At 71.4% G+C, this 23,788-nt stretch carries 22 protein-coding genes and 1 pseudogene; 13 read left to right on the forward strand and 10 right to left on the reverse strand.

Going from position 1 to position 23,788, the window contains the following annotated elements; genetic code table 11:
- The 6 genes from ACFYPM_RS10575 to ACFYPM_RS10600 all read left to right on the forward strand — a co-directional run bounded on the left by ACFYPM_RS10575 (position 1) and on the right by ACFYPM_RS10600 (position 6,088).
- On the forward strand, positions 1-828 hold the full coding sequence (locus tag ACFYPM_RS10575; RefSeq protein ID WP_387193798.1) for a hypothetical protein: 828 nt from the start codon (positions 1-3) through the stop codon (positions 826-828).
- Positions 825-2,309: a YcaO-like family protein gene (locus ACFYPM_RS10580; RefSeq protein ID WP_387193801.1), complete on the forward strand. Its 1,485-nt coding sequence runs from the start codon at positions 825-827 to the stop codon at positions 2,307-2,309. The genes ACFYPM_RS10575 and ACFYPM_RS10580 overlap by 4 nt, the downstream gene beginning before the upstream one ends.
- Positions 2,306-3,175: a sugar phosphate isomerase/epimerase family protein gene (locus ACFYPM_RS10585; RefSeq protein ID WP_387193804.1), complete on the forward strand. Its 870-nt coding sequence runs from the start codon at positions 2,306-2,308 to the stop codon at positions 3,173-3,175. Before ACFYPM_RS10580 ends, ACFYPM_RS10585 begins: the two co-directional genes overlap by 4 nt.
- Entirely contained in the window at positions 3,172-4,413 is a 1,242-nt protein-coding gene (locus ACFYPM_RS10590; protein ID WP_387193807.1) for a glycosyltransferase family 4 protein, read from the forward strand. Before ACFYPM_RS10585 ends, ACFYPM_RS10590 begins: the two co-directional genes overlap by 4 nt.
- Before the next feature lie 149 nt (positions 4,414-4,562).
- On the forward strand, positions 4,563-5,363 hold the full coding sequence (locus ACFYPM_RS10595; RefSeq protein ID WP_387193810.1) for a PIG-L deacetylase family protein: 801 nt from the start codon (positions 4,563-4,565) through the stop codon (positions 5,361-5,363).
- Positions 5,364-5,665: 302 nt separating this feature from the next.
- Positions 5,666-6,088, forward strand: coding sequence for a hypothetical protein (locus ACFYPM_RS10600; protein WP_387193813.1), 423 nt, complete (start codon positions 5,666-5,668; stop codon positions 6,086-6,088).
- 78 nt (positions 6,089-6,166) lie between these two features.
- Here the strand turns inward: ACFYPM_RS10600 and ACFYPM_RS10605 are convergent, their stop codons facing one another.
- The 5 genes from ACFYPM_RS10605 to ACFYPM_RS10625 form a co-directional block, all read right to left on the reverse strand.
- Positions 6,167-7,171: a hypothetical protein gene (locus ACFYPM_RS10605; protein WP_387193816.1), complete on the reverse strand. Its 1,005-nt coding sequence runs from the start codon at positions 7,169-7,171 to the stop codon at positions 6,167-6,169.
- A gap of 102 nt (positions 7,172-7,273) precedes the next feature.
- Complete coding sequence (locus tag ACFYPM_RS10610; RefSeq protein ID WP_387193819.1) at positions 7,274-8,161, reverse strand: helix-turn-helix domain-containing protein; 888 nt, start codon at positions 8,159-8,161, stop codon at positions 7,274-7,276.
- Between the two features lie 126 nt (positions 8,162-8,287).
- Positions 8,288-9,304, reverse strand: a complete 1,017-nt coding sequence (locus ACFYPM_RS10615; protein ID WP_387193822.1) for an ABC transporter permease subunit — start codon at positions 9,302-9,304, stop codon at positions 8,288-8,290.
- A complete protein-coding gene (locus tag ACFYPM_RS10620) occupies positions 9,301-10,182 on the reverse strand; it encodes an ABC transporter ATP-binding protein (protein WP_387193825.1) in 882 nt (293 codons plus the stop codon). The genes ACFYPM_RS10615 and ACFYPM_RS10620 overlap by 4 nt, the downstream gene beginning before the upstream one ends.
- Positions 10,179-10,568: a GntR family transcriptional regulator gene (locus ACFYPM_RS10625; RefSeq protein WP_387193828.1), complete on the reverse strand. Its 390-nt coding sequence runs from the start codon at positions 10,566-10,568 to the stop codon at positions 10,179-10,181. The genes ACFYPM_RS10620 and ACFYPM_RS10625 overlap by 4 nt, the downstream gene beginning before the upstream one ends.
- 312 nt (positions 10,569-10,880) lie before the next feature.
- Here ACFYPM_RS10625 and ACFYPM_RS10630 point away from each other — a divergent pair, with 312 nt between their 5' ends.
- The 3 genes from ACFYPM_RS10630 (at position 10,881) to ACFYPM_RS10640 (ending at position 15,336) form a co-directional block, all read left to right on the forward strand.
- The gene (locus tag ACFYPM_RS10630) at positions 10,881-12,632 is read left to right on the forward strand and encodes a hypothetical protein (RefSeq protein ID WP_387194437.1); all 1,752 of its coding nucleotides are present in this window, start codon (positions 10,881-10,883) and stop codon (positions 12,630-12,632) included.
- Positions 12,633-12,695: 63 nt separating this feature from the next.
- Complete coding sequence (locus ACFYPM_RS10635; RefSeq protein WP_387193831.1) at positions 12,696-13,772, forward strand: glycosyltransferase family 2 protein; 1,077 nt, start codon at positions 12,696-12,698, stop codon at positions 13,770-13,772.
- 94 nt (positions 13,773-13,866) lie between these two features.
- Positions 13,867-15,336 (forward strand): hypothetical protein, encoded by a 1,470-nt coding sequence (locus tag ACFYPM_RS10640; RefSeq protein WP_387193834.1) that lies wholly within the window; start codon positions 13,867-13,869, stop codon positions 15,334-15,336.
- Here ACFYPM_RS10640 and ACFYPM_RS10645 read toward each other — a convergent pair.
- Complete coding sequence (locus ACFYPM_RS10645; RefSeq protein ID WP_387193837.1) at positions 15,317-16,453, reverse strand: hypothetical protein; 1,137 nt, start codon at positions 16,451-16,453, stop codon at positions 15,317-15,319. The two genes, ACFYPM_RS10640 and ACFYPM_RS10645, sit on opposite strands and share 20 nt — an antisense overlap.
- Before the next feature lie 129 nt (positions 16,454-16,582).
- Between ACFYPM_RS10645 and ACFYPM_RS10650 the strand changes: the two genes are divergently transcribed.
- The 3 genes from ACFYPM_RS10650 to ACFYPM_RS10660 are packed head-to-tail and all read left to right on the forward strand — an operon-like array spanning position 16,583 to position 19,538.
- Positions 16,583-17,722 carry a hypothetical protein gene (locus ACFYPM_RS10650; protein WP_387193840.1) on the forward strand — a complete coding sequence of 380 codons (1,140 nt, stop codon included), beginning with the start codon at positions 16,583-16,585 and terminating at the stop codon, positions 17,720-17,722.
- 1 nt (position 17,723) lies between these two features.
- A complete protein-coding gene (locus tag ACFYPM_RS10655) occupies positions 17,724-18,842 on the forward strand; it encodes a sensor histidine kinase (RefSeq protein WP_387193843.1) in 1,119 nt (372 codons plus the stop codon).
- Positions 18,843-18,893: 51 nt separating this feature from the next.
- On the forward strand, positions 18,894-19,538 hold the full coding sequence (locus tag ACFYPM_RS10660) for a response regulator (RefSeq protein WP_387193846.1): 645 nt from the start codon (positions 18,894-18,896) through the stop codon (positions 19,536-19,538).
- A gap of 64 nt (positions 19,539-19,602) precedes the next feature.
- On the opposite strand, the gene ACFYPM_RS10665 is transcribed toward ACFYPM_RS10660, so the two are convergent.
- Positions 19,603-19,986, reverse strand: coding sequence for a hypothetical protein (locus ACFYPM_RS10665; protein WP_387194439.1), 384 nt, complete (start codon positions 19,984-19,986; stop codon positions 19,603-19,605).
- A gap of 316 nt (positions 19,987-20,302) precedes the next feature.
- Here ACFYPM_RS10665 and ACFYPM_RS10670 point away from each other — a divergent pair, with 316 nt between their 5' ends.
- Complete coding sequence (locus ACFYPM_RS10670; protein ID WP_387193849.1) at positions 20,303-21,367, forward strand: SMP-30/gluconolactonase/LRE family protein; 1,065 nt, start codon at positions 20,303-20,305, stop codon at positions 21,365-21,367.
- Positions 21,368-21,400: 33 nt separating this feature from the next.
- Here ACFYPM_RS10670 and ACFYPM_RS10675 read toward each other — a convergent pair.
- The 3 genes and pseudogenes from ACFYPM_RS10675 to ACFYPM_RS10685 all read right to left on the reverse strand — a co-directional run.
- Positions 21,401-21,604, reverse strand: a pseudogene (locus ACFYPM_RS10675) (NAD(P)H-binding protein); the annotation flags it as partial.
- A 120-nt stretch (positions 21,605-21,724) separates the two neighbouring features.
- Positions 21,725-22,615: an S-4TM family putative pore-forming effector gene (locus ACFYPM_RS10680; RefSeq protein ID WP_387193852.1), complete on the reverse strand. Its 891-nt coding sequence runs from the start codon at positions 22,613-22,615 to the stop codon at positions 21,725-21,727.
- Between the two features lie 273 nt (positions 22,616-22,888).
- Positions 22,889-23,221, reverse strand: coding sequence for a hypothetical protein (locus ACFYPM_RS10685; protein ID WP_387193855.1), 333 nt, complete (start codon positions 23,219-23,221; stop codon positions 22,889-22,891).
- Positions 23,222-23,788 lie beyond the last annotated feature (567 nt).

Here is a 23,788-nt window from a genome sequence, read left to right on the forward strand (position 1 = left end):
GTGCCTCTGCGCCCGTACGCCTGCGTGAACTGCGGGCACTGGCAGCGCTGGTTCGCTCCCCCGCCGTCCTGTCCGGTCTGCACCGACGTACGCAACGCGCTGCCCGAGGATGGCTGGCAGTTCAGCTCCGTCGACGACGTGGCGATCGGACGGCAGGCGCGCTCGGCCGTGGTCGCCCCCGGTGTGACCGGCTACTGGGTCGAGCCGCACCTCGGGCTCGGCAGCACGGGCTGGGTGATCGAGACCGACGCCGGTCTGGTTGGTTGGGAGGCGGCCGGCTGGTATCCCCCGGAGACCCTCGCCGACCTGCGGGCCCGCGGCGGCCTGGCCGCGCTCGGGGCAAGCCATGTGCACGGGTACGGCGCCCTGTGGCAGTTGCAGGACGAACTCGCCCCGCCGGTGCTCGCCATCGGTGTCGACGACCTCGTCTGGACCAAGGCGTTCCAGGTCACCTGGCCCACCGACGATCGGCACCCGCTCGCACCCGGCCTGGTGATCCACCGCAGTGGTGGCCACTTTCCCGGCCACAACGTGCTGCACGACGAGCAGCGCGGAATCCTGTTCGTCGGTGACCTGATCAAGGTGGAACTGGCCGGCGAGACGCCGACCGCCCTCTCCTGCCACAAGGCCTTCCACGCCCAGATCCCGCTCTCCCACGCCGAGGTGAGACAGGCCCGTGACCTGGTCGCGACGCTCGACTTCGACGCGGTCGCCACCCCCTTCGAGTACGCCGCGCCGGTCTCCCGCAGGCAGGTGCTCGCCCTGTTCGACCGGCAGCTGCGGGGGCAGCCGACGGCCGGACCCATACCAATCGAGGAGTTGACGTGACCCGAGCCGTCGAACCGCGTACCCCGACCGTCTCGGCGTTGTCGGTCGCCGACCGGCTCGCCGATGCCCTGCCGCCCGGTGAGGTCGGCGACTTCGACGTGTCCGGACTGGACCGGATCGGTCTACCGGTGATCTCGGCCGACCACCTCGGCGACGGCTGGCCCCGGGCCGCCGCCGTCGGTTACGGCGCCACCGTCGAGCAGGCGCGCACCGGCGCCTACGGAGAGCTGGCCGAGGCGCTGCTGCTGCACGGGCAACTGCGGGCCATGACGCCCCGGCGGGCCTCGTACGCCGAGCTTCGCGCCGAGCGGGGTGCCGCCTCGGTGGTGGACCCTCGGTCGCTGGTGCTGCCGGCCGGGACGACTGTCGACGACGACCAGCCCCGCTCCTGGCTGCCCACCGTGCGCTGGCGCACCGGCGAGACGGTGCTGGTCCCGGCGGAGTTCTGTGCTTCCGCCGATGAGGACCTGCCCTGGCAGGATCCGACCGAGCGGCTCGTCACGGTGATCACCAACGGGTCGGGGGCTGGTGACACGATCGAACGGGCCGTCTCGCACGGCCTGCTGGAGCTGCTGCAACGTGACGGCAACACCACCGCCTTCCGGGCCATGGACGCCGGTGTGGTGATCGACCTCGACGGGGTCCGTGACCCGGTGACCCGGGCGACCCTGGACCGACTGCGGGCCGCCGGCATCGACGTGGTCCCGAAGCTCGCCTCGACCGCGTTCGGCATGGTCGACGTGCACGTCGTCGGCGTCGACCTTGAGCCGGACACCGCGCCGCTGGCGGTCACCGCCTGCGGGGAGGCCGCGCACCCGGACCGGGAGACCGCGCTCCGTAAGGCTTTGCTGGAGTACGTCTCCTCCCGCTCCCGCAAGGTCTTCTCGCACGGACCGCTGGAGGTCCTGCGGCGGCTCACACCGGAGGCGTACTGGCGGCGGGAGTTCGCCCGCCCCGCCGAGACGCAGGAGACCCGAGCGTTCACCGCGATGCGCGAGTGGACCCACCTCGACGGCGGACAGCTGCGTGCCCTGCTGGAACCCGCGGTGCTGGCCCGACGCAGCACCGTGCCCTTCACCGCGTTGCCCACCGTCGCACCGGGCAGCCTGGATGATCCGAGCGCGCTGCTGGCCGAGCTGCTGCACCGGCTCGCCGACTTCGACGTGCTGGTCGTCGTCGCACCCGGCGAGGGGGCGGTGGCAGTCAAGGTGATCGTGCCGGGGCTGGAGGCGGAGACCATGTCGTACGGTCGGATCGCGGCCCGCGGGGTCGAGCGCCTGATCGAACGCGATTCGCCGCTGGTCGGGCTCGGAGCGCCGCCGCACGACGGTGCCGCGGCGGTGGTCCTCGACCCGGCCGGCCGGGAGCGACTGGGCGGCGACGCCTGGCTCGACTACCAAGGGGTCGCCCGGACGGTCGGCCCGCTCTACCCGCTCTACCGTGAGCCGGGCCGGCACGTCGTCGCCCGGGGTGACGCATGAGCCTGCGATTCGCCTACAACACCAACGGGCTGACCTCGCACCGGCTCGACGACGCGCTCGCCCTGCTCGCCGACTGCGGCTACGACGGTGTCGCGCTCACCCTCGACGTCGCGCACCACGACCCGTACGCGCCCGACCTCGCCGAGCGCACCCGTCGCCTGGCCCAGCGTCTCGACGTGCTCGGCCTCGCCAGCGTCGTCGAAACCGGTGCGCGATTCCTGCTCGACCCGCGGCGCAAGCATCACCCGACCCTGGTCTCGCCGGCAGCGGAGGATCGGATGCGGCGGCGCGACTTCCTCCGCCTCTGTGTGGACGTGGCGGTCGGGCTGGGCAGCGAGGCGGTGTCGTTCTGGGCCGGGGTCCCCGAGCCCGGCGCCGACCGTGACCACTGCTGGCACTGGCTCGTCGACGGGGTTCGGGACGTCGTCGAGTACGCCGATCGGCACGGGATGACGTGCGCGTTCGAACCGGAACCGGGGATGCTTGTCGACGACTGCGACGACTGGGTCCGCCTCGCGACCGAGGTCCCCGGCCTCACCCTGGCCCTGGACACCGGGCACTGCCTGGTGTCCGGCCGGTACGAGCCGGCCGCCGCGGTACGCGCCTTCGCGGGCCGGCTCGGCGCGTGTGCCATTGAGGACATGCCCCGCGGCCGGCACGAACACCGCGCACCCGGCGAGGGCGACCAGGACTTTCCCGCGGTGCTCGGTGCGCTGACCGAGGTCGGTTACGCCGGTCTGGTCAGCCTCGAACTGTCCCGCGACGCACACCGGGCCGACACCCTGGTCCCCGCCGCGCTGGCCGCGCTACGGGCGGCCGAGCACCAACCGGACCGAACCGCCGAGCTGAAGGTCAGCGCCCCATGAGAATCTGCTTTGTCTCCCGCCGTTACTGGCCGGCCGTCTCCGGAATGAGCGCGTACGCCGAGAACCTGCTCCGGCACCTGGTCCGCGCCGGCCACGAGCCCACCCTGGTGTCCCAGTACCGGGGTGACAGCGCGGGCCGAGCCGTCTACGGCGGCGGTCCACCGCCAACGGACCGGGTGCCCGCCGGGGTCGAGGTGCACGCCCTGGAGGCGCTGGGGGAACAGGCCGTGGGCCGGGGCGAGCCCGCCGACTTCGAGGCGGACGTCGCCACCATGACCGACACCGTGCTACGGCTGCACGCCCGTCGACCTTTCGACGTCCTGCACGCGCAGTACGCGTACCCCAACGGGCTTGCGGTCCTGCGTGCCGCCCGAGCGGCCGGGCTGCCCGCGGTGGTCTCCGTGCAGGGCGGGGACGGTCACTGGGTCGGCACCTGCTGCGGCACCCATCGTGATCTGGTGCGGGCCGTCTTCGCGCACGCGCCGGCGCTGCTGATCGGGTCGCCGTCGTTCGCCGCCGAGGTCTGCCAGCGACACGATCTCGACCCGACCCGCTTCACCGTCGTACCCGGGGCCACCGACGCCGAACGATTCGTGCCGGTCGCCTCCCCGGGCCGGGTCTCCGACCCGGCGGTGCTGCTCTACCACGGCCGCGTCGACGCGCGGAAGGGCGTGCTCGACCTGCTCGACGCGATCGCCAAGCTCCGTGCGGACGCGGTGCCGGTCCGGCTGTTGCTCTCCGGCATCGGCCCCGACCTGGACACCGTCGCGACCCGGATCACCGAGCTGGGCCTCGACGACACGGTCGAGTTGCTCGGTGCGGTGCCCTACGAGCGGGCGCACGAGGTGTACGCCCGGGGCGAGATCTTCGTCAGCCCCACCTACGCCGAGGGCTTCTCCAACACCATTCTGGAGGCGATGGCGAGCGGCCTGCCGGTCATCTCCACCGACGTCGTCGGCGTCCGCGACTGTGTGCGCCCGGAGGAGAACGGCCTGCTGGTGCCGCCCGGTGATCCGGCGGCGCTGGCGGCGGCCGTCCGCCGTCTGCTCGACGACCCGGCGCTGCGCCGTCGGCTCGCCGCGCAGGCCCGCAGCGACGTCGAGCGGCAGTGGAGTTGGCCGGTGATCGCGGATCGGATCACCGCCGTCTACGACGGGCTGACGTCGGCCGTACCAGAGATCCCCGACCCCCCGGTCGACCCGGCCTGCCGCTTCCGCGCGGCGCCCCATCTGCTGTGAGCGCGAGGAGTGAGCCGGGTCTGCGAGCCCCGCAGTCGCGAACGACAGATGGCCCGGTGAGCGCGAGGAGTGAGCCGGGTCTGCGAGCCCCGCAGTCGCGAACGACAGATGGCCCGGTGAGCGCGACCAGCGCACCCGGTGCGCGAGCGGTGACCAGACCCGGACTCGCGGTGGCGGTCAGCCCGCACCTGGACGATGCGGTCTTCTCCGTCGGTGGCACCCTCGCGGCGCTGGTCGCGGCGGGCTGGACGGTGCGCGTGGTCACGTGTTTCACCGCCACCGTGGCGGAACTGTCGCCGTTCGCCCTGGCCTGCCAGGTGGACAAGGGGCTCCCGGCCGAGGTCGACTACATGGCGCTGCGCCGGGCGGAGGACGATGCGGCCTGCGCGGTGCTCGGGGCGGAGCCGGTGCACCTGCCACTGCCCGAGGCACCGCATCGCGGTTATTCGGACCCCGCCGCGCTCTTCGCCGGCGTCCGCGCCGACGACCGGGTGGCGGACGCTCTCCGACCACTGCTACGCCCGCAGTTGGCGAACGCCGACGTGGTGCTCGCGCCACAGGCCCTCGGCGACCATGCCGACCATCGCATCGTCACCGAGACGGTCGCGCGGCTCGCGCCCGACGGACTGTGGTGGCGGGACGTGCCGTATGTCAGCCGGCGACTGACGGAGTCGGCGTGGCAGGGCGCGCCCGGGGACGTCGAGGCGGGCGTCGACATCGGCTGTCACCTGGCCGCGAAGGTGGCGGCCGCCGGCAGCTACCACACCCAACTCGGCTTCCAGTTCGGCGCGGCCGGGGTGGCGCCGCTGCTGCGGAACCTCGCCAGCGCGGAGGCCGCCCGCCTGGGCCTGCCCGGCTGCTCGGTCGAGGCGCTGTGCGGCCCCGCCGACCGCCTCGCGTCGATCGGGGCGGTCTCGTCGGTGTCCACGGTGCCGGCGGGCACCACGTGAGTCTCGGGCCGGGCAGCGGCCCCGCCCGCCGTCACCGCCGAAGCCGGTGTGCGCCGGCGCTGCGCGGCCGCGCCGTCAGAGTGCCCGCTGGTACTCCTCCCAGGTCCGCTTGGGGCTGACCGCAGGCGTTCGACCTCGAACAACATCGATCTGGTGCGGGTGTTGACCTGCACGCCGCGCAGGGTCACCACGCTGCCCGGCGAGATGACTCTGACCGCCGCGAGCATGACTTTACAAGCGTTAGGTGAAGGTGTAAGTTAACGGTTGTAAGTTCAATTCCGTACCGCAGAGATGGAGTTCTCATGACCACCGCGACCGCTTCCCGCATCGACACCGCCGCCCCCAACACCGACCGCATCGGTCGCGGGCTCGCGGTCGTCGCCGCCCTCGCCACGACGGTGGCGTTCGTCAACGGAATCATGCTGACCCTCAACGCGCCCGACGACCGCCTGTTCATCGAAGGCTGGCGAGTTTCCAGCTTCGCCATCTTCGCCGGGCTCTTCGCCCTGCTCGCGGTCAGGCCGCGCCAGTCGGCGGGCGTCTGGGAGATCGTGCTCGCCGGTAAGACCGCCCTCGTGGTGTTCGGCCTGGCGATCGGCGACGTTCCCGAGGCACGCCTCTCGGCCGTCATCGACATCGGGCTGGTTGCCGTGGTCGCCGCGGCCTACGTGCTCTGCCGCGGCTGGCTGGCCTGGCGCCCCACGACCACCAACCCGACCCGATGACGGAAAGCCCGACGCCCGGGTGCCCGCCGCCGTCTCACGACGGCGGCGGGCACCCGGATGATCAGTGGCGCGGACGGGTCAGCCGCGCGGCAGGGTGGCCAGCGCCAGGTTGGGGTCGACGCCCGTGGTGTACGCGGCGCTGAGCACGTAGAGGGTGCGGCCACGGACGGCCACCGAGGTCGGGTTCTGCAACCCGGCAGCACCGCTCACCAGCGTTCGCGAGCGGCCGGCGGCGTCGATGCTCACCAGCGTGTTCGGCCCGTTGAGGGCGGCGACGACCTGGCGGTCGCCCGCGCCCACGAAGGCGAAGTCGTCGATGCCGACCAGGCCGGTCGCCACCACCCGGACGGGTCCGGGACGGCCGTGCCGCAGCGGGATGCGCAGCAACGTTCCCTGGTCGAGATTTGTCGCCCAGATCGCGTCGGCGCGTACCTTGAGGCCGTTGGCACCGAGCAAACCCGTCGAGGCGAGTTCGGGTGCCGAGGACCACACCTCGGCACGGCCACCTTCCAGGGGGACTGTCGAGATCGTGCCGAGCACCGAGTCGGTGAGGTAGAACCTGCGCGCCACCGCGTCGTACGCCAGTCCATTGGGCAGTCCGGCAGCCGGCAGGGCGGCAATGCGCTGCGGTGCCCAGCCGGGGCGCAGCCGGTACAGGCCGGTGGTGGCGGCGTCACCGCTGGCGTAGAGGAAGTAGAGAGTGCCGTCGGTCATCCGGACGATGCCGGTGGTCAACGCGAACGCGAGCACCGGCGTGTGCACGCCGCCGTCGGCCGGTGCGGGCAGGGTCGCCAGGATCCGCGTCGCACCGGACAGACTGACGGCGGCGACCTGTCGGGCGGCTGCGAAGGTGACGTACGCCGTGCCGTCCGGACCCAGCGCGATGTTCTCCGGCATCTGCCCGTTCGCCAGATCGAAGTGGACCGCGATCCGCGAGGGCAGCGGCGCGGTCGACGGCACCGCCAACTCGACAGCGCCCACCCGTGCGGTCCCCGCCTGGGCGACACCCGACGGTGGGACCGTCACGACGCCCACCCCGGCCGCCGCGAGAGCCACCGCGAGGGTCATCATTCTCTTGCGCATTTCTGTTCCTTTCGAATAGCCGAGTTGATTCGGCTGATGCGGGCGCGAAGGGTCCGGCGCTCCTTTCGGAGCACCTCGTTTCGCGCGGTCGAATTAGGTGCGTTAGTCGCGCATGGTCGGCTGCTGCCGAGTGCCGGCGCGGGAGGTGACGGCGCCGTGCACGAGCAACGTCATCGCGGCGTGCGACGCCGAGCCGGGTTCCGTGGTGGCGACGACGACCGTCTGACCGTCCTCGGTCTGCAGGGCCTGCTGGGTCACGGCTATCGGGCCGACCAGCGGGTGGCGCATCTCGTAACGGCTGCCGCCGCCGGCCTTGACCCGGTGGTCAGCCCACATGGCACCGAACTCCGGACTCCGCACGGTCAACTCCCCCACCAGCGCGGCCAGCAACGGATCGTTCGGGTGCTGCCCGGAGACCATCCGCAGCGTCGCCACCACCGCGCGGGCCTTGGCGGGCCAGTCCACGTACAGGTCGCGGGTGTGCGCGTCCAGGAACACCAGCCGTGCCAGGTTCGGACCCTGGTTCGGCCGCTCGGGGATCCGGTGGTCCAGGTGACCGGCGAACAGGGCGTGGCCCCCGATGGTCCAGGCCAGCACGTCGGCGCGACGACCGAGCACCAGCACGGGTACGTCGCCGAGCGTCGCGACGAGTTGGCGTACCGCCGGGCTCACCCGCTCCGACGGCGGACGCCGCACGGCGGGCCGGCGGCGGGTCCCGGCCGCGAGTTCGCTGAGATGGCGGCGTTCCGCCTCGTCGAGTCGCAGTGCCCGGGCGAGCGCCTCGAGGACCTCGGGGGAGGCGTTGACGGCCTGCCCCTGCTCCAGGCGCGAATAGTACGAGGCGCTGACACCCGCCAGGAGGGCCAGTTCCTCCCGGCGCAAACCTTGGACGCGGCGCCGGTCGCCGTACGTCACCACGCCGGCGTCCTGCGGCCTCAACCGGGAGCGTCGGGCCTGGAGGAAATCGCCGAGCTGTCCTCTCGCGTTCATGACTCGAAGTATTGCGACCTCTCCTCGCCGCAACCACATCCTGCCAGGGATAGGTTCGTTACTCGTCTGCCGAGGTGGGCAGCACCGCCGCCGGAGCGGCGATGACCCGTCCACCGCCGAAGCCCGTCAGACGAGCCGACGCCGGATCCACCAGAGGGAGAACAGGGACAGTGCGGCGGTCAGCGCGAACAGCACGCCGAACTCGCGCCATTGCAGGATCCAGAACGCCGAGCCCGGCACGAAGACCACCTCCTGTCTGAGGTTCTGCTTCTCCAGCCACCCCGGGCACGTCTCGCGGTCCCGGGGGGCCAACGGGCCGCACTGGGTCATGTCCGCCGGACCCCGGAACTCCGCTCCGGTCGCGGTGATCGTGGTGCTCGACAGGACCCAGTCGCCTCTGCGGTCGGGCTCGAGATGGACCCTCATCTCCCCGCTGTCGGGGCTCAGCGACAATCCGTACTCCCCGTCCACCCGCAGCGGGGTGACCACGGTGCTCGGCTGGGCCAGCCAGGGGCGCACCACGAACGGCGCGGCGATCTGGAGGCTGACGATGACCAGCAGGGTCAACGCCATCGCGGCGAGGGTCCGCCGCAGCAGCAGCCCGGTCGTGACACCCACCAGGAACGCCAGCGCCGCGTAGCCGACCGGCACGACTCCTCGGGCCGCGAACACCAATGGGTTCATCCGGTCCGCCGTGGCTCCGTCGATCGGCTGCGCCCATCTGCTCAACATCAGGCTGAGCAGGCCGGCGCCGAGCGCGGCGGCCCCGCCGCCCACCGCCAGCTTGACCAGCAGCCAGCGGCCACGGCTGACGGACTGACTGAAGACCATTCGGTACGTGCCGGACTCCAACTCCCGGGCCACCAGCGGCGCTCCCCAGAAGATGCCCACGAGGGCCGGCAGCAGATACAGGACTGCGATGGCGGCGATGTGGAACTCGTTCGCCCACCCCGGTTGCAGTGCCTGGAGGAAGGCTTCGCCCGCGGCGCGGCAGGCATCGCCCTGACAACCGGTGTATCCGGTCTGCGAGGCTAGTTCCGTCACCTCCGACCAGGTCAGCGCCAAGCCGCCCAGGACCACCACCAACAGGGCGCCGATGGCCAGAGCCGGAGTCCGGAACTGTCGCCAGGTCATCCAGATCATCGCTGTCCCTCCAGCATCCGGTCCGGCCCGTTGCCGGCGGCTCCGCTCATGTACGCCAGCACGACGTCCTCCAGGTCGAGTCGGTCGACCTGCCAGGACGGGTCGTCGATCGGCGCGGTGCTGCGTACCACCAGCGTCGACTGCACGTCGGTGTGGCTCTGTTCCACCAGGGCTCGCCCGGCGCCCAGGTCGGTGGTGTCGCGCCGCTGGCCGACCAGGCGGTGGTGGGTGGCGAGCAGGTCGTCCACGTCGCCGGCCACCCGTACCCGAGATTCGACCAGCACGATCAGGTAGTCGCAGACCCGCTCCAGGTCGGCGACCAGGTGCGAGGACATGACGATGCTCATGCTCTGCTCGGCGGTCAGCTCCATCAGCCCCTGCAGGAAGTGGCGCCGGGCGAGCGGGTCGAGTGCCGCCACCGGCTCGTCGAGCAACAGGAGACTGGGCCGCTTCGCTGCGGCGACGGTCAGGGCCAGTTGGGCGCGCTGGCCGCCGGAGAGTTTGCCGGCCTTCTGTGCCGGGTCCAGGCCGACCTGGGTGATTCGTTGCTTGGCGAGCACACCGTCCCACGAGGGGTTGAGGTGCGCGCCCATCAGCAGGTGGTCCGCGACGGTCAGGCTGGGATAGATCGGGGTGTCCTGCGCGACGAACCCGACCCGCGGCGACCCGCTGACCGGCCGCGCTCCGAGCGCCTCGATCCGCCCCGCGGTCGGATCGAGCAGCCCGCAGGCCAACTGCAACAGCGTGGACTTACCGGCGCCGTTCGGCCCGACCAGGCCCACGACGTGGCCAGCCGGGATGTCCAGGGTGCAGTCCCTGAGAGCGGTCCGCCGTCCGTACCGCTTGGTCAGAGCGTCCGCGCTCAACGCGCTAGTCATGCTCGGGCCTCCGAAAACGCCCGAAAACTGGTCAGGAAGAGCGCCTCGATGCTCTCGTCGTCCAGGCCCGCCTCCCGAGCCTCGGTCAGCCAGCGCGTCAGGTCCTGCCGCAGCGGTTCGTGCTTGCTCAGCGAGTCGCTGCCCAGCGTGCGGGTGACGAACGTGCCCAGCCCTGGCCGGGCCATGACCAGGCCCTCGTACTCCAGCTCGCGGTACGCCTTGGACACCGTGTTTGGGTTGATCGCGACCCGGGCCACCACCTCCTTGATGGTGGGCAGCTTGTCGCCCTCGTTGAGGACACCGAGCCGGAGCGCATGCCGTACCTGCTGGATGAGCTGCATGTACGGCGCGACCCCGGATCGCAGGTCCAGGTGAAACTCGATCACGTCGCCACCTCAATCTACTAGGTACCTAGTAGATTAGGCCATCTGTGAGTAGCCCGCCAGCCCTCGCCCGGATGCCGGGCGGAATGAGCCGACCACCGCGCGGACCGCACCGGCCGGCGACCGCCCGGCCGGTGCCGATGGGGTCGTGCGCCGCCACGATCGCGTTGGTAACGATGGGCAGGCCACGCCACCCCGTGGAACCATGCTTCGGACACATGTTGGACAATGCCCAGGTCATCGGAGAGGATCTATTCCGTGAATACCCGCTCCACCGCCGCTCAGCGAACCGCCGAAGACGCGAGCCCGGACCAGATCGCCGACGACGACCGGACATCGGACGGGCGGGGCCGGTGGCGCTGGGCGCGTCACGAATGGACCCTGGCAGCACTGGGCAGTCTGCTGCTGTCGGTGGTGCTGACCTGGCCGACGATGCGACACCCGGCGAGCACGATCCCCAACGACCTCGGCGACCCGACATTGCAGGCGTGGCAGGTCGCCTGGTCGGGCCACGCTCTCCTGAACAGTCCGGCCAACCTCTGGGACTCGAACACGTTCTTCCCGGAGAAATACACGTACGCCTACAGCGACACCCTGCTCGGGTACGCCCCGATCGGGATGCTCGGCTCCGGCTTCGAGGCGGCCGTGATCCGGTACAACGTGCTCTACGTGCTGCTGCACGCGCTCGCGGCCTTCGGGGCGTACGTGCTGGCACGGCAGCTCGGCGCGAACCGGTGGGGCGGCGCTGTCGCCGGGATCGCGTGGGCGTTCGCGCCCTGGCGGTTGGCGCACGCCGGTCACCTCAACATCCTGTCCAGCGGAGGCATCGCGCTGTGCCTGGCGATGCTGGCCCGTGGGCACGGCTGGTCGCTGCGCCACGGTTACCGGCCGGAGCGACGGCGGCCCGGCTGGGCGTTGGCCGGGTGGCTCGTCGCCGCCTGGCAGGTCACGCTCGGTTTCGGCATCGGGCTACCCCTTGTCTACTTCCTGCTGGCCGCGGTCCTGGTGGCAGCCGGCTGTTACGGCTGGTCCTGGTGGCGCAAACGGGAGCGCCCGCCGTTCGGTCGGCGGTTGCTGTTCGCGGATCTGGGCGGGGGCGCCGTGTTCGGCGCGGTGACGGTGCTGCTCGGTCTGGTCTACCTGCGCGTCGTCGACCTCAACCCGCAGGCCGAGCGGGGGTTGGAGTGGACGAAGATGTTCTCTCCTCCGCTCATCGGGTTCGTGACCGCACCGGGCGACTCCTGGTTGTGGGGTGAGCGGCACGCCGCCGCACGCGAACAGCTGTCCTGGCCGCCGGAGATGGCGCTGCTGCCGGGGATCACGCTCATCGCGCTGGCCGCGGCGGGGCTGTTCATCTCGACGTTCCCGGCTCGGCACCGGGTCGCGCTGGGCCTCGGCGTGCTCGGCACGGTGCTGTTGGGCCTGGGCTCGACCCTCGGCGGTGACGGAGACCCGGGTTACCTGACCCTGTCCACCTTGCTGCCGGGCTGGGACGCCCTGCGCACCCCGGGCCGGATGATGCACTGGACCAGCCTGTTGCTGGCGCTGCTCGCCGCCGGAGCGGTGACGGCGCTCGCCGAATCATCGGGCCAGACCTCGACATCGTCGGACCAGCCCTCGGCCCACCGCTGGACGCGGGTGCTCATGCCGGTGGTCCTGCTGGTGCCGCTGGCCCTGGTCACCCTGGAGGGCGTCAACCGGACACCCCACCCGACGGTGACCGCGCCACCGGCCGCTATGCGGGCCGCGCAGGACCCGATCCTGGTGCTGCCCGCGGGCGGCGTGGGCGACCTGACGTACATGTTGTGGACGACCGACGGGTTCCCCCGGGTGACCAACGGGCTGGCCGGGTTCGAGCCGGTCAGCCAGGCGCAGACCCGGATCGCGGTGGCATCGTTCCCCGACGCCGGCAGTGTGGCGTACCTGCGCGGGATCGGCGTGCGGTCGGTGGTGGCCGTGCCGGACCGCACGGCGGGCACGCCGTGGGACGGCATCGCGGCCCGGCCCGTCGACGGGCTGGGCATCACTCGGGAGGATCTCGATGGCACACTGCTCTACCGCCTCTGATCGGGAAGGCGCCGCGAGCCCCGACGGCGGACGCCCGATCACCGGCCGGGCGGGGTGAGCAGGGTGCGGTTGTCCATCGTGGTGCCCTGCTTCAACGAGGAATCGTCGGTGGAGCGGTTGCACGAGACCGTCACGGCCACGCTCGCCGAGCTGTCGGACCTGGATGTCGAGGTGGTGTACGTCGACGACGGCAGCGAGGACGGCACCCTCGAGGCGCTGCGCCGGCTCGCCGCCGCCGACCCGGCGGTCTGCTACACGTCGCTGAGCCGCAACTTCGGCAAGGAGGCGGCGATGCTCGCCGGCCTGCAACGGGCCACCGGCGACGCGGTCGTCATCATGGACGCCGACCTGCAACACCCGCCACGGTTGCTGCCCGAGATGGTGGCTCTCTACCGGCAGGGCTTCGACCAGGTGATCGCCCGCCGGGACCGGCGGGGTGACCGGTTCGTCCGCATGGTCGCCTCGCGGTCCTTCTACCGTGTGATCAACTGGTGGATCGACGTGCGCCTGCAGGACGGGGCGGGCGACTTCCGGCTGCTGTCCCGGCTCGCCGTGGACGCGATCCTGGCGATGCCGGAATACAACAGGTTCTCCAAGGGACTGTTCTCCTGGATCGGCTTCCGCACGGTCGTGGTGGCCCACCGCAACGAGACCCGGCAGACGGGGCGGAGCAGGTGGACGTTCGGCAAGCTGTTCAACTACGCGTTCGACGGCCTGCTGTCGTTCAACAACCGGCCACTGCGCCTGGCGATCTACGGCGGCATGTTCCTCACCCTCATCGCACTTGTCTATATGGCCTGGGTGGTCGCGGACGCCATCGAGAAGGGCATCGACGTTCCCGGGTACACCACGATCATCGTCAGCGTGATCGGTCTCGGTGGCATCCAGATGACCATCCTGGGGGTGATCGGGGAATACATCGGCCGGATCTACTACGAGACGAAGCGCCGGCCGCACTATCTGGTGCAGGAGACCGAGCGGCTGGTCACCGAGACCGGCGAGTCGCCACGGATGCCGTCGCAGCCCGCGGCGCGATCGACCGATCGGGGCCAGCAGGCGGTGCCGGCCCGGGAGGACCCGTTCCGCCGGCCCTCCCAGCGACCAGCCGCCGGAGAGGCCACGACGGGCGACGCCGGCTGAGCCCCGCGACAGCGGCCGGTGCGACGAGGGCGGCCGGGGCTCGGCGGGTCATGCGAGACTCGTGCCGGCACGACGGATCCGGGGAGGGCAGCGGATGGCTGATGACGGGCCGACTCCGGTCCACCTGCCGGAGGTGCTCGACGGTCTCGCCGAGAACCCGGCGCTACCGGTCGAGCTGGTCCGCCGGCTGGTGCGCCACCGCCGCGGCTCCGATCGCGTGGCCAGGCACGCCGACCTGCCCCCGGACGTGATCGAGGAGATCCTCGCGTCGGGCGATCACCGGCTGCTGCACTCAACCGCACTCAACCGCCACCTGCCGCACGCCGTCCGGATGCGGCTGGCGGCGTACCCCGACTCGGCGGTCCGAGCTGCCCTGGTCGTGGGTGCCCGGGACGCGCCCCGCGAGCTGCACGAACGGCTGATCGACGATCCGGAGCCGCGGGCACGGGAATACCTCGCGCAACGCGACGACGTGCCGGCCGATCTGCTCGCCCGCCTCGCCACCGATCCCGAGCCGACGGTCCGGGCCACGCTCGCACGGTGGTGGACGCGGGCACCCGAGGCGGTCCGGCGGGTCCTGCTCACCGACCCCGTCGACAGCGTTCGCGCGGCGGCCTGCTCGACCTACTACGCGCGGCTACCACATCCGGTGCCGCCGCCCGACCTCGTGGCGGGCCTGCTCGACAATCCGGTCACCCGCACCGGTGCCGTACGCCACGCGATCCTGACCCCGGACCTGGCCGCCCGGCTCGCCGATGACCCGGACCACCAGGTCCGCCGGCAGGTGGCCGAGCACCCGCAGCTCCCCCCGTCGGTGCGGGACGTGCTCGCCGAGGATCCCAGCGCGAACGTGCGCGTGGGTGTCTTCCGGCGGCCGGACACGCCCGAGCCGACGCGCCGCCGCATCTACGCGGCCGTCCAGCAGGACGAGCGCCCGCTCATCGACGTCCTCGACGACGACCTCGACGACGACGCGCTGATCCAGCAGGTCGAAGACCACCTGGCCGTCTCCGAGCTGCGACACCTGCGGCTGGACTGGGTCACCGCGGACCCGCTGCCCCACGTGTCCTCGCCGTACATCTGCTTCCGGCGTTCCGCGGCACACAGCCCGGCGCTACCGGTCGACGCGGTCCTCCGCCTGCTCGACGACGACGACAGTGGCGTCCGTACGACAATGGCCAGGCACGCCCCACACCTGGTCGACCCGGCCACCGCCGAGCGCATCGATCGCGGGTTCCGGTCGGACAAGAAGACCGACTGGCGTCCCGCCGACGTCCTCCCGCTCCCGGCATCGACCCTGCGCCGGCTCGCCACCGACCCGGATCCCCGCATGCGCCGCCTGGCCCCCCGAGATCCGGACCTGCCCGCCGAGGTGATCGAACGCCTGGCCGTCGACCCGGACAGCACGGTCCGCCAGGCCGTCGCCGGGCATCCGCGACTACCGGCCCACACGCGCCGCGCCCTCCTCGCGGATGACAGCGAGTTTGTGGCCCGGACGGCCGCCGCGGCACCGACGCTGCCCGTTGCCGAGATGGAGCGACTGCTCACCCTCGCTGGCGTCTGACGGATACCGCGTCTCCGTCGCCGGACGTCCTCGCGGAATCGGCTTCGTTGCCAGGCACCTCTCCCGCGGACGGGGCGTAGCGGTGGTAGTAGCCGGTCAGTGCGACCGCCAACGAGATCGACCACAGTGGAAACAGGCACCAGCCCAGGCCGCCGGCCCCCCAGTACGCCCAGTCGTGGACCGGTTCTCCCCACGCCTGAAACGTGTCGAGCTGACCGGGCAGGTCCACGCCCAACTGGTCCAGCAGCAGTCCGCGACCGAACCCGAAGATGCCGACGACGGCCGACCCGCCGAGCAGCAGCGGAAACCACATCGGTACGACGCGGCCGCGCAGCACCGGGATCCAGCGTGGAAACACCCTGCCCCAGCGACAGAGCAGTCCAGCGGTCAGCACAGCACCCGCCGTGGCGAACGACGCGAGGGTCGGCTCGATGTACACGTTCTCCGGCTGGTTGCGCAGCAGGGACCTGACGAAGGGTTCCGGTGCCCCGAGAGCCCAGCCCCGAGACCAGGCCACCCGGATCACCGCGTACGGCAGTGGGCACGCGATCGCCACGAAGGTGGCGATCCGGCCCGCCCGGATCCAGGCGGCGCGGCGACGCCGCAGCGCACGCGCATCGTGGTCGCTCGTGCCGTCGGCATAGGCGACGCTCGCCAGGACGAACAGGGCCGCGCCGGCCGCCGCGACGACCTGGAACAGCGTCGGCCAGTCCGCCCGCAGCCAACCGATCGGAAGGATGCCCAACGGCGGCAACATCACGATCATCCGACCGTCCAGCACGACGCACACGATCACCGCCGCGACGCCGACACCGCTGACGATCCCGGCTCGACGTCGATTCGGCTGGCGGTCACGTCCGTCGAGCCGCCCGGCCACGACAAGCGCCACCACACCGAACACGGTGATGAGCGGCCCACCCACGGCACGCTCCAGGCCGGCCAGCAGCGACGAGTAGTCCGGCCCGGTGCGGTCGTTGTGACCGAACGGGTAGCCGGCACCCCCGGAGGACCAGAAGATGCCGAGCACGACGAGGAACCAGGCCCATCCGCTCGCCGCGGCCGCTGCTGACCGCCGCCAGGACCGCCGTCCGCCGTTGCGTGCCACCGATGCTGTCATGACGGTCAGTGTCGGCCAGCGGGGATGGGCTCGACATCTGCCGTACGGGGTGGACCGGCCGCGTCGAACCGCTCGGCCTCTATCCGTCGGGAGACGCGCGGGCACGTGTCGCCTGTGCAGGATCGACCCATGCGAAGGCGACAGCTGACATCCGCGCTCGTGGGGTTCCTCCTCGCCGGGACCGCCATGATGGTGCTACCCCGCCACGGCGACACCGACGGCTGGCGAGCCACCTTCAGCCCTGCCCTGCCAGCGCCGACCGGGTCGCACGACGTGGGCGTACGACGGATGCGGCTCGTGGACCAGGACCGCCGCGACCCCTGGCGCCCGGACCGTGACCGGACGCTGATGATCGACGTGCACTATCCGGCCGACTCCGGGTCCCGGCCGTTGGCGCACTACGCGGTGGCGCCCGCCCTGACCGAATTCGGCCGCCTGGCATGGGCGCCCGGCGAAGAGCGACGCCTGGGACTGCTACCGGACGAGGTCAACTGGATGTTCCGCACCCATTCCCACGAGTGGGCGCCGCCGGCCACCGGCTCGTTCCCCGTCCTGGTCGGCTCGCCACCACCGGGGGTGATGCGGTCGGCGTACACCGGCATCGCCGAGGAACTGGCGAGCCGCGGATACGTGGTCGTCACCGTCGACCACCCGTTCGACGCGCCGGTGGTCGATCTCTATCCCACCCGGCGGGTGATCGAACCCAGCGACGCCGTCGCCACCGTCGGGCGTCTCGACGCCGACACCACCAGGATCGCCGACCTCGAGTACGTCACGAGGAGACTCTCCGGCCTGGACCGGCCGGTGAGCCGCGTGCTGGACCTGCGGCGAGTTGGCCTCTTCGGGTGGACCGGCTCGGACGCCAGACAACGAGCGCACCTCGCCGGGCTGCCCGGAGTCTCCGCCGTCGCGGACCTGACCGGCACCGCCGAGGTCACCGACACCGGCACGGTGCCCCTGCTCGTCATCGGAGGTTCGCCCATCGGCGTGCGCCGCGACCTCCCGCGCTCCGGCTGGCGGGCGAGGGTCACCATCCCCGGCGCGTCTCCGCGGTCGCTCACCGACGACGGGGTGCTGTTGGCACAGATCGCGGAGCGCTACCCCCGCGTCGAACCAGTCGTGCGGCAGGACATCGGGGAGGTGCACGCGTTGGCGTACCGCACTGTCCGCCGCACGCTGGCCAGCTTCTTCGACCACCGGGTCAACGGGGCGCAGGCCGGCACGATCGTCGTGGAATCGGGCGTGACAGTTGATCTGGTCTCGTCGTGAGATGCTGACCGGCGTGAAGCGGCTCGCCGCACTGGCCGCCGGGATCGTCACCGTCCTGGCGCCCTGGTACGGCCAGCCGACCCCGCTGCGGCTGACCGCCTGGGTGTCGGTCGTCGCCGCGACACTGGCGATCTGGTCGCCCCGACTGCCCCGGGTGCCGCTCGCCGCTCTGGCGGCCGTCGTCTCGCTGGGCGGGAGCCTCTGGGCGTGGCGGTGGCTTGGCTACGACTTCGTCGACGACGGCAACGACTCCAGCAAGCTCCTGTTGTGGACCACGATCGACGTCGGCGCGCTGAGCACCCTCGCGGTCGCGCTGAGCCGCGGCGCCGGCCGGGCCGGCCGGCTGACCGGGGTGCTCCTGCTGCTGCCCGGTTCGGCGGTCGGATTCCGACTCCTACCCGACGCCGCCGTCGGCGAGCAGTTGTTCCTGGGTGCCCTGGGTGCCTCCACGGTGCTGGCCGGAGCGCTGCTCGGTCGCTACCTCCGCGGCCTCGACGAGCTGCGGGCGACCGTCGTCGAGCAGGCGCGGTCCGAGCAACGCCGCCAGCTCGCCGCGGATCTGCACGACTACGTCGCGCACGACATCGCCGGCATCGCGGTCCTGGCCCAGTCGGCTCGGGTGGTCGGCGCGAGCGACCCGGGAGCACTCGTCGCGCAGGTCGAGCAGGCCGCCGCCCGGGCGCTGCGGCGTCTCGACCGCAGCATCCGGCTGATGCGGGACGACGGACACACGGCCCACCAGTACGGCCTCGCCGACGTACCCGACCTCGTCGACGCCCACCCGATCCCGGTCGAGCTGACCATGGCGGTGGCGGGACACGGCGACCTCTCCGCCGCGGTCCAGGCCACGGCGTACCGGGTGATTGTCGAGGCCCTCACGAACGTCGCCCGGCATGCCCGCACCGCCGTCGCGGTGCGGGTGTCGGTGACCCAACGGAACGGCCACCTGGACCTCGTGGTCGCGAACGAACTGACGGCCGGAGCGCCGCCACCACGGGCCGAGGGTCAGGGCACCGGCCTGGCCTCCCTCCGGGCCCGGGTGGAGGCGCTCGACGGCACCATGCGTGCCGGGCGCGAGCAGGGATCGTGGCAGGTACACGTCACGCTCCCCCTACACTGAGTCGATGCCCACGCTGACGCGCCTGCGGCTGGGCATCGGGAAGGCGACGTCATGACCACAGTGGTGATCGCCGACGACCACGACATGGTCCGGCACGGATTTCGCATGGTGCTGTCGGCGCAGCCCGACCTGACCGTCGTCGGCGAGGCCGGCAACGGCAACCTGGCCTGGGATCTGGTCCGCCGCCTGCGCCCCGCGGTGCTGCTGGCGGACATCAGGATGCCCGGCATGGACGGCCTCGAACTCGTCAGCCGCGTCACGACCACCCCCGCGCTGGGGACGAAGGTGATCGTCGTGACCACCTTCGACGAGGACGAGTACATCGGCCGGGCGTTGCGCAACGGGGCGTCTGGTTTCCTGCTGAAGGTCTCGGCACCCGGGCTGCTCGTCGAGGCCGTCCGAGCCGCACTGGCGGGCAATGCCCTGATCAGCCCCGAAGTCACCGTCCGCTTGCTGGAACGGCTCAGACCCGATCGCGAAGTCCGCCAGGCGGACCCGCCCCTGACGGCCCGCGAACGGGACGTCGCCACGCTCGTGGCTCGCGGGCTGAGCAACGACGAGATCGGCGCGGAACTCCACGTCTCGCCGGGCACCGTCAAGACCCATGTCGCCCACATCTCCCTGAAGCTCGGCGGCGTCACGCGCGTCCGCATCGCCGCCTGGGCCTGGGAATCCGGCCTCGTGTCCCGCTCCTGACCGGGACAGGGTACGAGCGACGGACCGGCCGATCCACCGCACGGCAGCCTCGGGGGCGGCCCGGTCAGCCGTCCGGGGTGAAGAGCCCCTGGATGCCGACGACGATCGCGATGAGACCGAAGATCGCGAGCAGGAGGCGGACCCCGGTCGCGCCGGCCGGCTGCTCGCCACGTGGCGCCGGCCGTCCGGTCAGCCGCTCCCAGAGCAGGGCGAGCCCGACGCCGATCCCCACCACCTCGAAGTGGAACACCCGGGGTCCGGACACCAGGTGGACGATGAGGTAGTAGCCGCCGGTCACGAGCGCCACGACGCCGACCACCCAGGCGACCGGGGCGGCCCGACCGGCGAGGCGGCCCAGGTCGTCGCCGACCCGCGGCAGCAGCCGCAGCACGGCGACGGCGAGCAGGAAGCCGCCGACGATGTTGGCGAGGTCGAGCAGCAAAGCCATGATCACGATAGGTCTCCGTTGATCGAGGGTTCAGCGGGTGGGAGCGTACCCATGGACCCGGGTCGTTGAAACGATCCAGAGTCCGGGACCAGTGCGCGACGACCGGGCGAATATTGCACCCACCGTTTATGCATTGACCAGCATCTCTGTCATGTCGGGCGAATTAACCGCCGTGAAACAGATGCGACACACTCGATCGTCACCTAGGCTGCCGGGTGACACATCGACCGCCCGCACCCTACGTGCTGGTCCCCGCGTCCTCGCGTACCGCCTACCGCCGGTCCTCAGAAACGGCCGACGCCGATTGGAGCATTCGATGACCTGGCGTCCCACCATTGCCGCACTCGCCGGACTGTGCCTCGCGGTCGGCTCCGCGCCGTTCGCCACCGGTGCCGCCGCCACACCTTCGACAGCCGTGGACGCCGCTGCGGTCGGCGCTCACGCCACGCCCGCCGGCCCGCCCGGCGCACCGTCCGGGGTCTGCCCGACGGGGGTCGGATACGGATCACCGCTGCCGGCGAGCTCCCTGTCGGCCACGAAGATCCAGGGTGGGTTCTCGTTCCTCGAAGGGCCGGTCTGGGTCGCCGACGGCGGCTACCTGCTGATGTCCGACATGGCCGCCGGCACGGGTCAATACAATGTGCAGCCGTCCACGATCCGCCGGTTCACCCCGCCGGCGACCTTCGACACGTTCATCGCCAACGCCGGCAGCAACGGCCTGGCACTCAGCGCCGACTCCCAGCAGCTCATCGCGGCCACCCACGACCAGCGGAACGTGTCCGCGTACCGGCTGAGCGACTCCTCCCGCAGCACCGTCGCGGCGAACTACCAGGGCCGGGCGTTCAACTCACCCAACGACGTCGCGGTCCGGTCGGACGGCGTCGCCTACTTCACCGACCCCAACTTCCAGCGCGGCAACCGCGCCGACCAGATGAACGGTCGCACCAGCGTCTTCCGCGTCTCCGGCGGTCAGGTGTCACTCGTCGACGACCGGCTACGCCAGCCCAACGGCATCTCGCTCTCACCCGACGGGACGGCGCTCTACGTGGGCGCGTACTCCGAGAACAAGATCTACAAGTACGCGGTCGCGGCCGATGGCAGCACCGGCGCCCGCAGCGTCTTCGTGAACTACGTCGGCGGTCCGGACGGCGGGACGATCGACTGTGCCGGCAACGTGTACTGGACGTCGGGTTTCGACGGCCAGGTCCACGTCTACTCCCCCACCGGCACCCAGCTCGGCACGATCCGGGCCGCCAACTCCGGCACCACGAACGTCGCCTTCGGCGGTCCCGACCGGCAGACCCTCTACATCACCTCCGGCCAGCGCAACGACTCCGGCCTCTACAGTGTGCGGCTCAACATCCCCGGATACCCGTACTGACAGTCGTCGAGGGACGCCCGGGTGCCACCTGGCGTCCGGCTCGGCCTTCGCCACCGCATCGGCCACCGAGCCGGGGTCCAGCGCGTCGACGACGACCGGTTCGGCACCCAGGGCCCGCAGGGCGGCGAGTTTGGCGGCCGAGCGGGTCGTCCCGACGACCTCGTGACCGTGTGCGACGAGCTGGGTGACCAGTTGGCGGCCGATCGCGCCGGACGCGCCGGCGAGGAAGATCTTCATGACGTCTCCGTCCACTTGAACCTGCCAACAGAGACGAGACGGCCCGGTCCCCCATGAACGACAGTTGCCCAGCTCACACCCCGGCAGCAGCCGAGCCGTTGCCACGGACCAGGGCTGACGCTAGGAAGGGGCGCCCACCCGCTGCTCGAGCGCCTGCATCTTGTAGCGGAAGTCGGTCAGATCGTCGTCGTGGAAGAGGTGGAAGAACCACTGCGGCATCCGCGGCTGCTGCCGGCGGGCGACGAACAACACATCCTGCACCTGCCGGGCGAACACGGCGAACGCCTGATCGTCCGCGACCACGGGCGACGGTTCCTCCGTGACCGCGCGCACCAGGCCGAGGACCCGGGTGCGGTCGCGGGTGGTCAGGATCTGCGCGCGGGCCATGTCCGAACAGGACAGCAGCAGACCCAGCGATGGCACGAACCAGACGCCGACCAGGCTGCCGACCGTACTCTCGGTGGTGAGACCCACGGTCACGCCCAGCACACACCAGACCGCGACGACGCCGAGCAGCACGGCGGCGAAGCGTCGCCGGACCCGCGAGCCCCACGCCAGGTTCTGCTCCAGACAGAAGAGCACGTCGTACGGAGCGGCGACGGTCGCGACGAGGTAGTAGTCCCGCAACCGTGTCTCGTCGCCGCGGAAGCGCCGGCTGAGGCGGCTCAACTCGTCCTCGGACAGCCGCTCACCGACCAGGACCGCGTTCCACGGCAGGTCGAACAGGTCGGTGTCCAGCATTTCCTGCAACGTCGCGCTGACGTGCAGGTGACGACCGACCAGGGGAGCCAGTACGACCGCGTAGACGCCGGCCCAGAGCGCACCGATGACCGAGACAGCGGGCTGCAGCGGGGGTAGCGCCACCTTCGCCACCACGCCGAGGCTCGCGACGACCAGTGACATCAACAGACTGACCGCCTGGGCGCGTTGCGTGTAGCGGTGTGCCACCGCGATGGCCCGGAAGAGGATCAGGGAACGGTCGTTGTTCTGTGACTGGTTGATCCGCCGCATGCCTGCCAATGCAACCTCCGACCGTCAAGCGGTCCACCCCTGCCACCAGATGGTGACACGATCAGCGATCGAGGCGCTACCGTCCGTTTGATCGACGACGCCGACGACACCTCACGTCGTCCCATGCTGTCGGCCCCGGCTCCACGTCGCCGGAACGGCACCCGCGTCCGGTCCCGCCCACGGACCCGATCAGGTGATCGAACCCGGGCGGGACCGGACGCCCCGTACCGCTGTCGGTGCCTGTTGCCCTCGACGAGCCGAGCGGCCAGATGATCAGCCAAAGCACCTGGGGACGGGCGGCGCGCTGGGCGTGCAGTTGGTGGGCCGGTTCTCGCTGATGACCGACTTGTCATCCACGGTGACCTGACCGCCCCCGTTGAAGATCCCGCCCGGCGCAGGGGCCGAGACGTTCTCCGTCACCGTGGACTCGGTGAGGTTGACGGTGCCACCGTTGTAGATCCCGCCGCCGCGCGAGTTCGTGCCGACGGCCTTGTTCCGGTTGATGTGGGTGTGCCGCAGCACGACGATGCCGCTGCCGACGTAGACGCCGCCGCCGTGCTCGATCGTGCTGGCGGCGTTCTCGCTGATTTGGCTGTCCTCGACCACGAACCGGCCAGTCTGGTTGAAGATCCCGCCGCCGCGTTGGCCGGCGCTGTTCCGGCTGATCTTGCTGTGCTCCAGGTGGAAGACCCCCAGTGCTCCGGCCGCGCCACCGCGCGCGCTCCCCGCGCTGGCAGCGCTTCGCGCGCAGCGTCGGAGCCGGCCGGCGCCGGCAGGCCGAACAGGCGACGGTCAGCCGCTTCGGCGGTTACCCCACTGGCGCGGGCTCTGGACCGAGCCCCGGCCGCCGAAGTGCTGACCCTTTCCATGCGGTTGGGGTGAGGCGACCTTGCCCTTCGCGCGTCGGGCAGCCCGATTCGCGGGAGCGGCAGGCTGGTCAGCCTCGGCTTCGGCCGTGGTTTCGGCATCCGCCTCGTGGTCGTCGTAAGCGGGCTCAGGCTCCGGCATCGGTATCTCCCTGGATCTGGGGCGCCCCTTGGACCATCGATAGCCGACGGACGCGACTGTGGTCGACGCCGGGGTGGGCACCTGCAGGATATCGCAACGCTCAGCCCGCCCCGTCGACGGTTGCCCACTGGCACCGCGACGGCGCTGGAGGGCCGAGATGTGTGG

The sequence above is a fragment of the Micromonospora sp. NPDC005203 genome, from assembly GCF_042872705.1.
In the GTDB taxonomy this organism is placed as follows: Bacteria; Actinomycetota; Actinomycetes; order Mycobacteriales; family Micromonosporaceae; genus Micromonospora.

Bases quoted from the DNA above. Each gene is read 5' to 3' on its own strand.
- ACFYPM_RS10585 (WP_387193804.1), top strand. From the start codon at position 2,306: ATGAGCCTGCGATTCGCCTACAACACCAACGGGCTGACCTCGCACCGG.
- ACFYPM_RS10590 (WP_387193807.1), top strand. From the start codon at position 3,172: ATGAGAATCTGCTTTGTCTCCCGCCGTTACTGGCCGGCCGTCTCCGGA.
- ACFYPM_RS10600 (WP_387193813.1), top strand. From the start codon at position 5,666: ATGACCACCGCGACCGCTTCCCGCATCGACACCGCCGCCCCCAACACC.
- ACFYPM_RS10605 (WP_387193816.1), bottom strand. From the start codon at position 7,171: ATGCGCAAGAGAATGATGACCCTCGCGGTGGCTCTCGCGGCGGCCGGG.
- ACFYPM_RS10610 (WP_387193819.1), bottom strand. From the start codon at position 8,161: ATGAACGCGAGAGGACAGCTCGGCGATTTCCTCCAGGCCCGACGCTCC.
- ACFYPM_RS10615 (WP_387193822.1), bottom strand. From the start codon at position 9,304: ATGATCTGGATGACCTGGCGACAGTTCCGGACTCCGGCTCTGGCCATC.
- ACFYPM_RS10620 (WP_387193825.1), bottom strand. From the start codon at position 10,182: ATGACTAGCGCGTTGAGCGCGGACGCTCTGACCAAGCGGTACGGACGG.
- ACFYPM_RS10640 (WP_387193834.1), top strand. From the start codon at position 13,867: ATGGCTGATGACGGGCCGACTCCGGTCCACCTGCCGGAGGTGCTCGAC.
- ACFYPM_RS10645 (WP_387193837.1), bottom strand. From the start codon at position 16,453: ATGACAGCATCGGTGGCACGCAACGGCGGACGGCGGTCCTGGCGGCGG.
- ACFYPM_RS10650 (WP_387193840.1), top strand. From the start codon at position 16,583: ATGCGAAGGCGACAGCTGACATCCGCGCTCGTGGGGTTCCTCCTCGCC.
- ACFYPM_RS10655 (WP_387193843.1), top strand. From the start codon at position 17,724: ATGCTGACCGGCGTGAAGCGGCTCGCCGCACTGGCCGCCGGGATCGTC.
- ACFYPM_RS10660 (WP_387193846.1), top strand. From the start codon at position 18,894: ATGACCACAGTGGTGATCGCCGACGACCACGACATGGTCCGGCACGGA.
- ACFYPM_RS10665 (WP_387194439.1), bottom strand. From the start codon at position 19,986: ATGGCTTTGCTGCTCGACCTCGCCAACATCGTCGGCGGCTTCCTGCTC.
- ACFYPM_RS10670 (WP_387193849.1), top strand. From the start codon at position 20,303: ATGACCTGGCGTCCCACCATTGCCGCACTCGCCGGACTGTGCCTCGCG.
- ACFYPM_RS10680 (WP_387193852.1), bottom strand. From the start codon at position 22,615: ATGCGGCGGATCAACCAGTCACAGAACAACGACCGTTCCCTGATCCTC.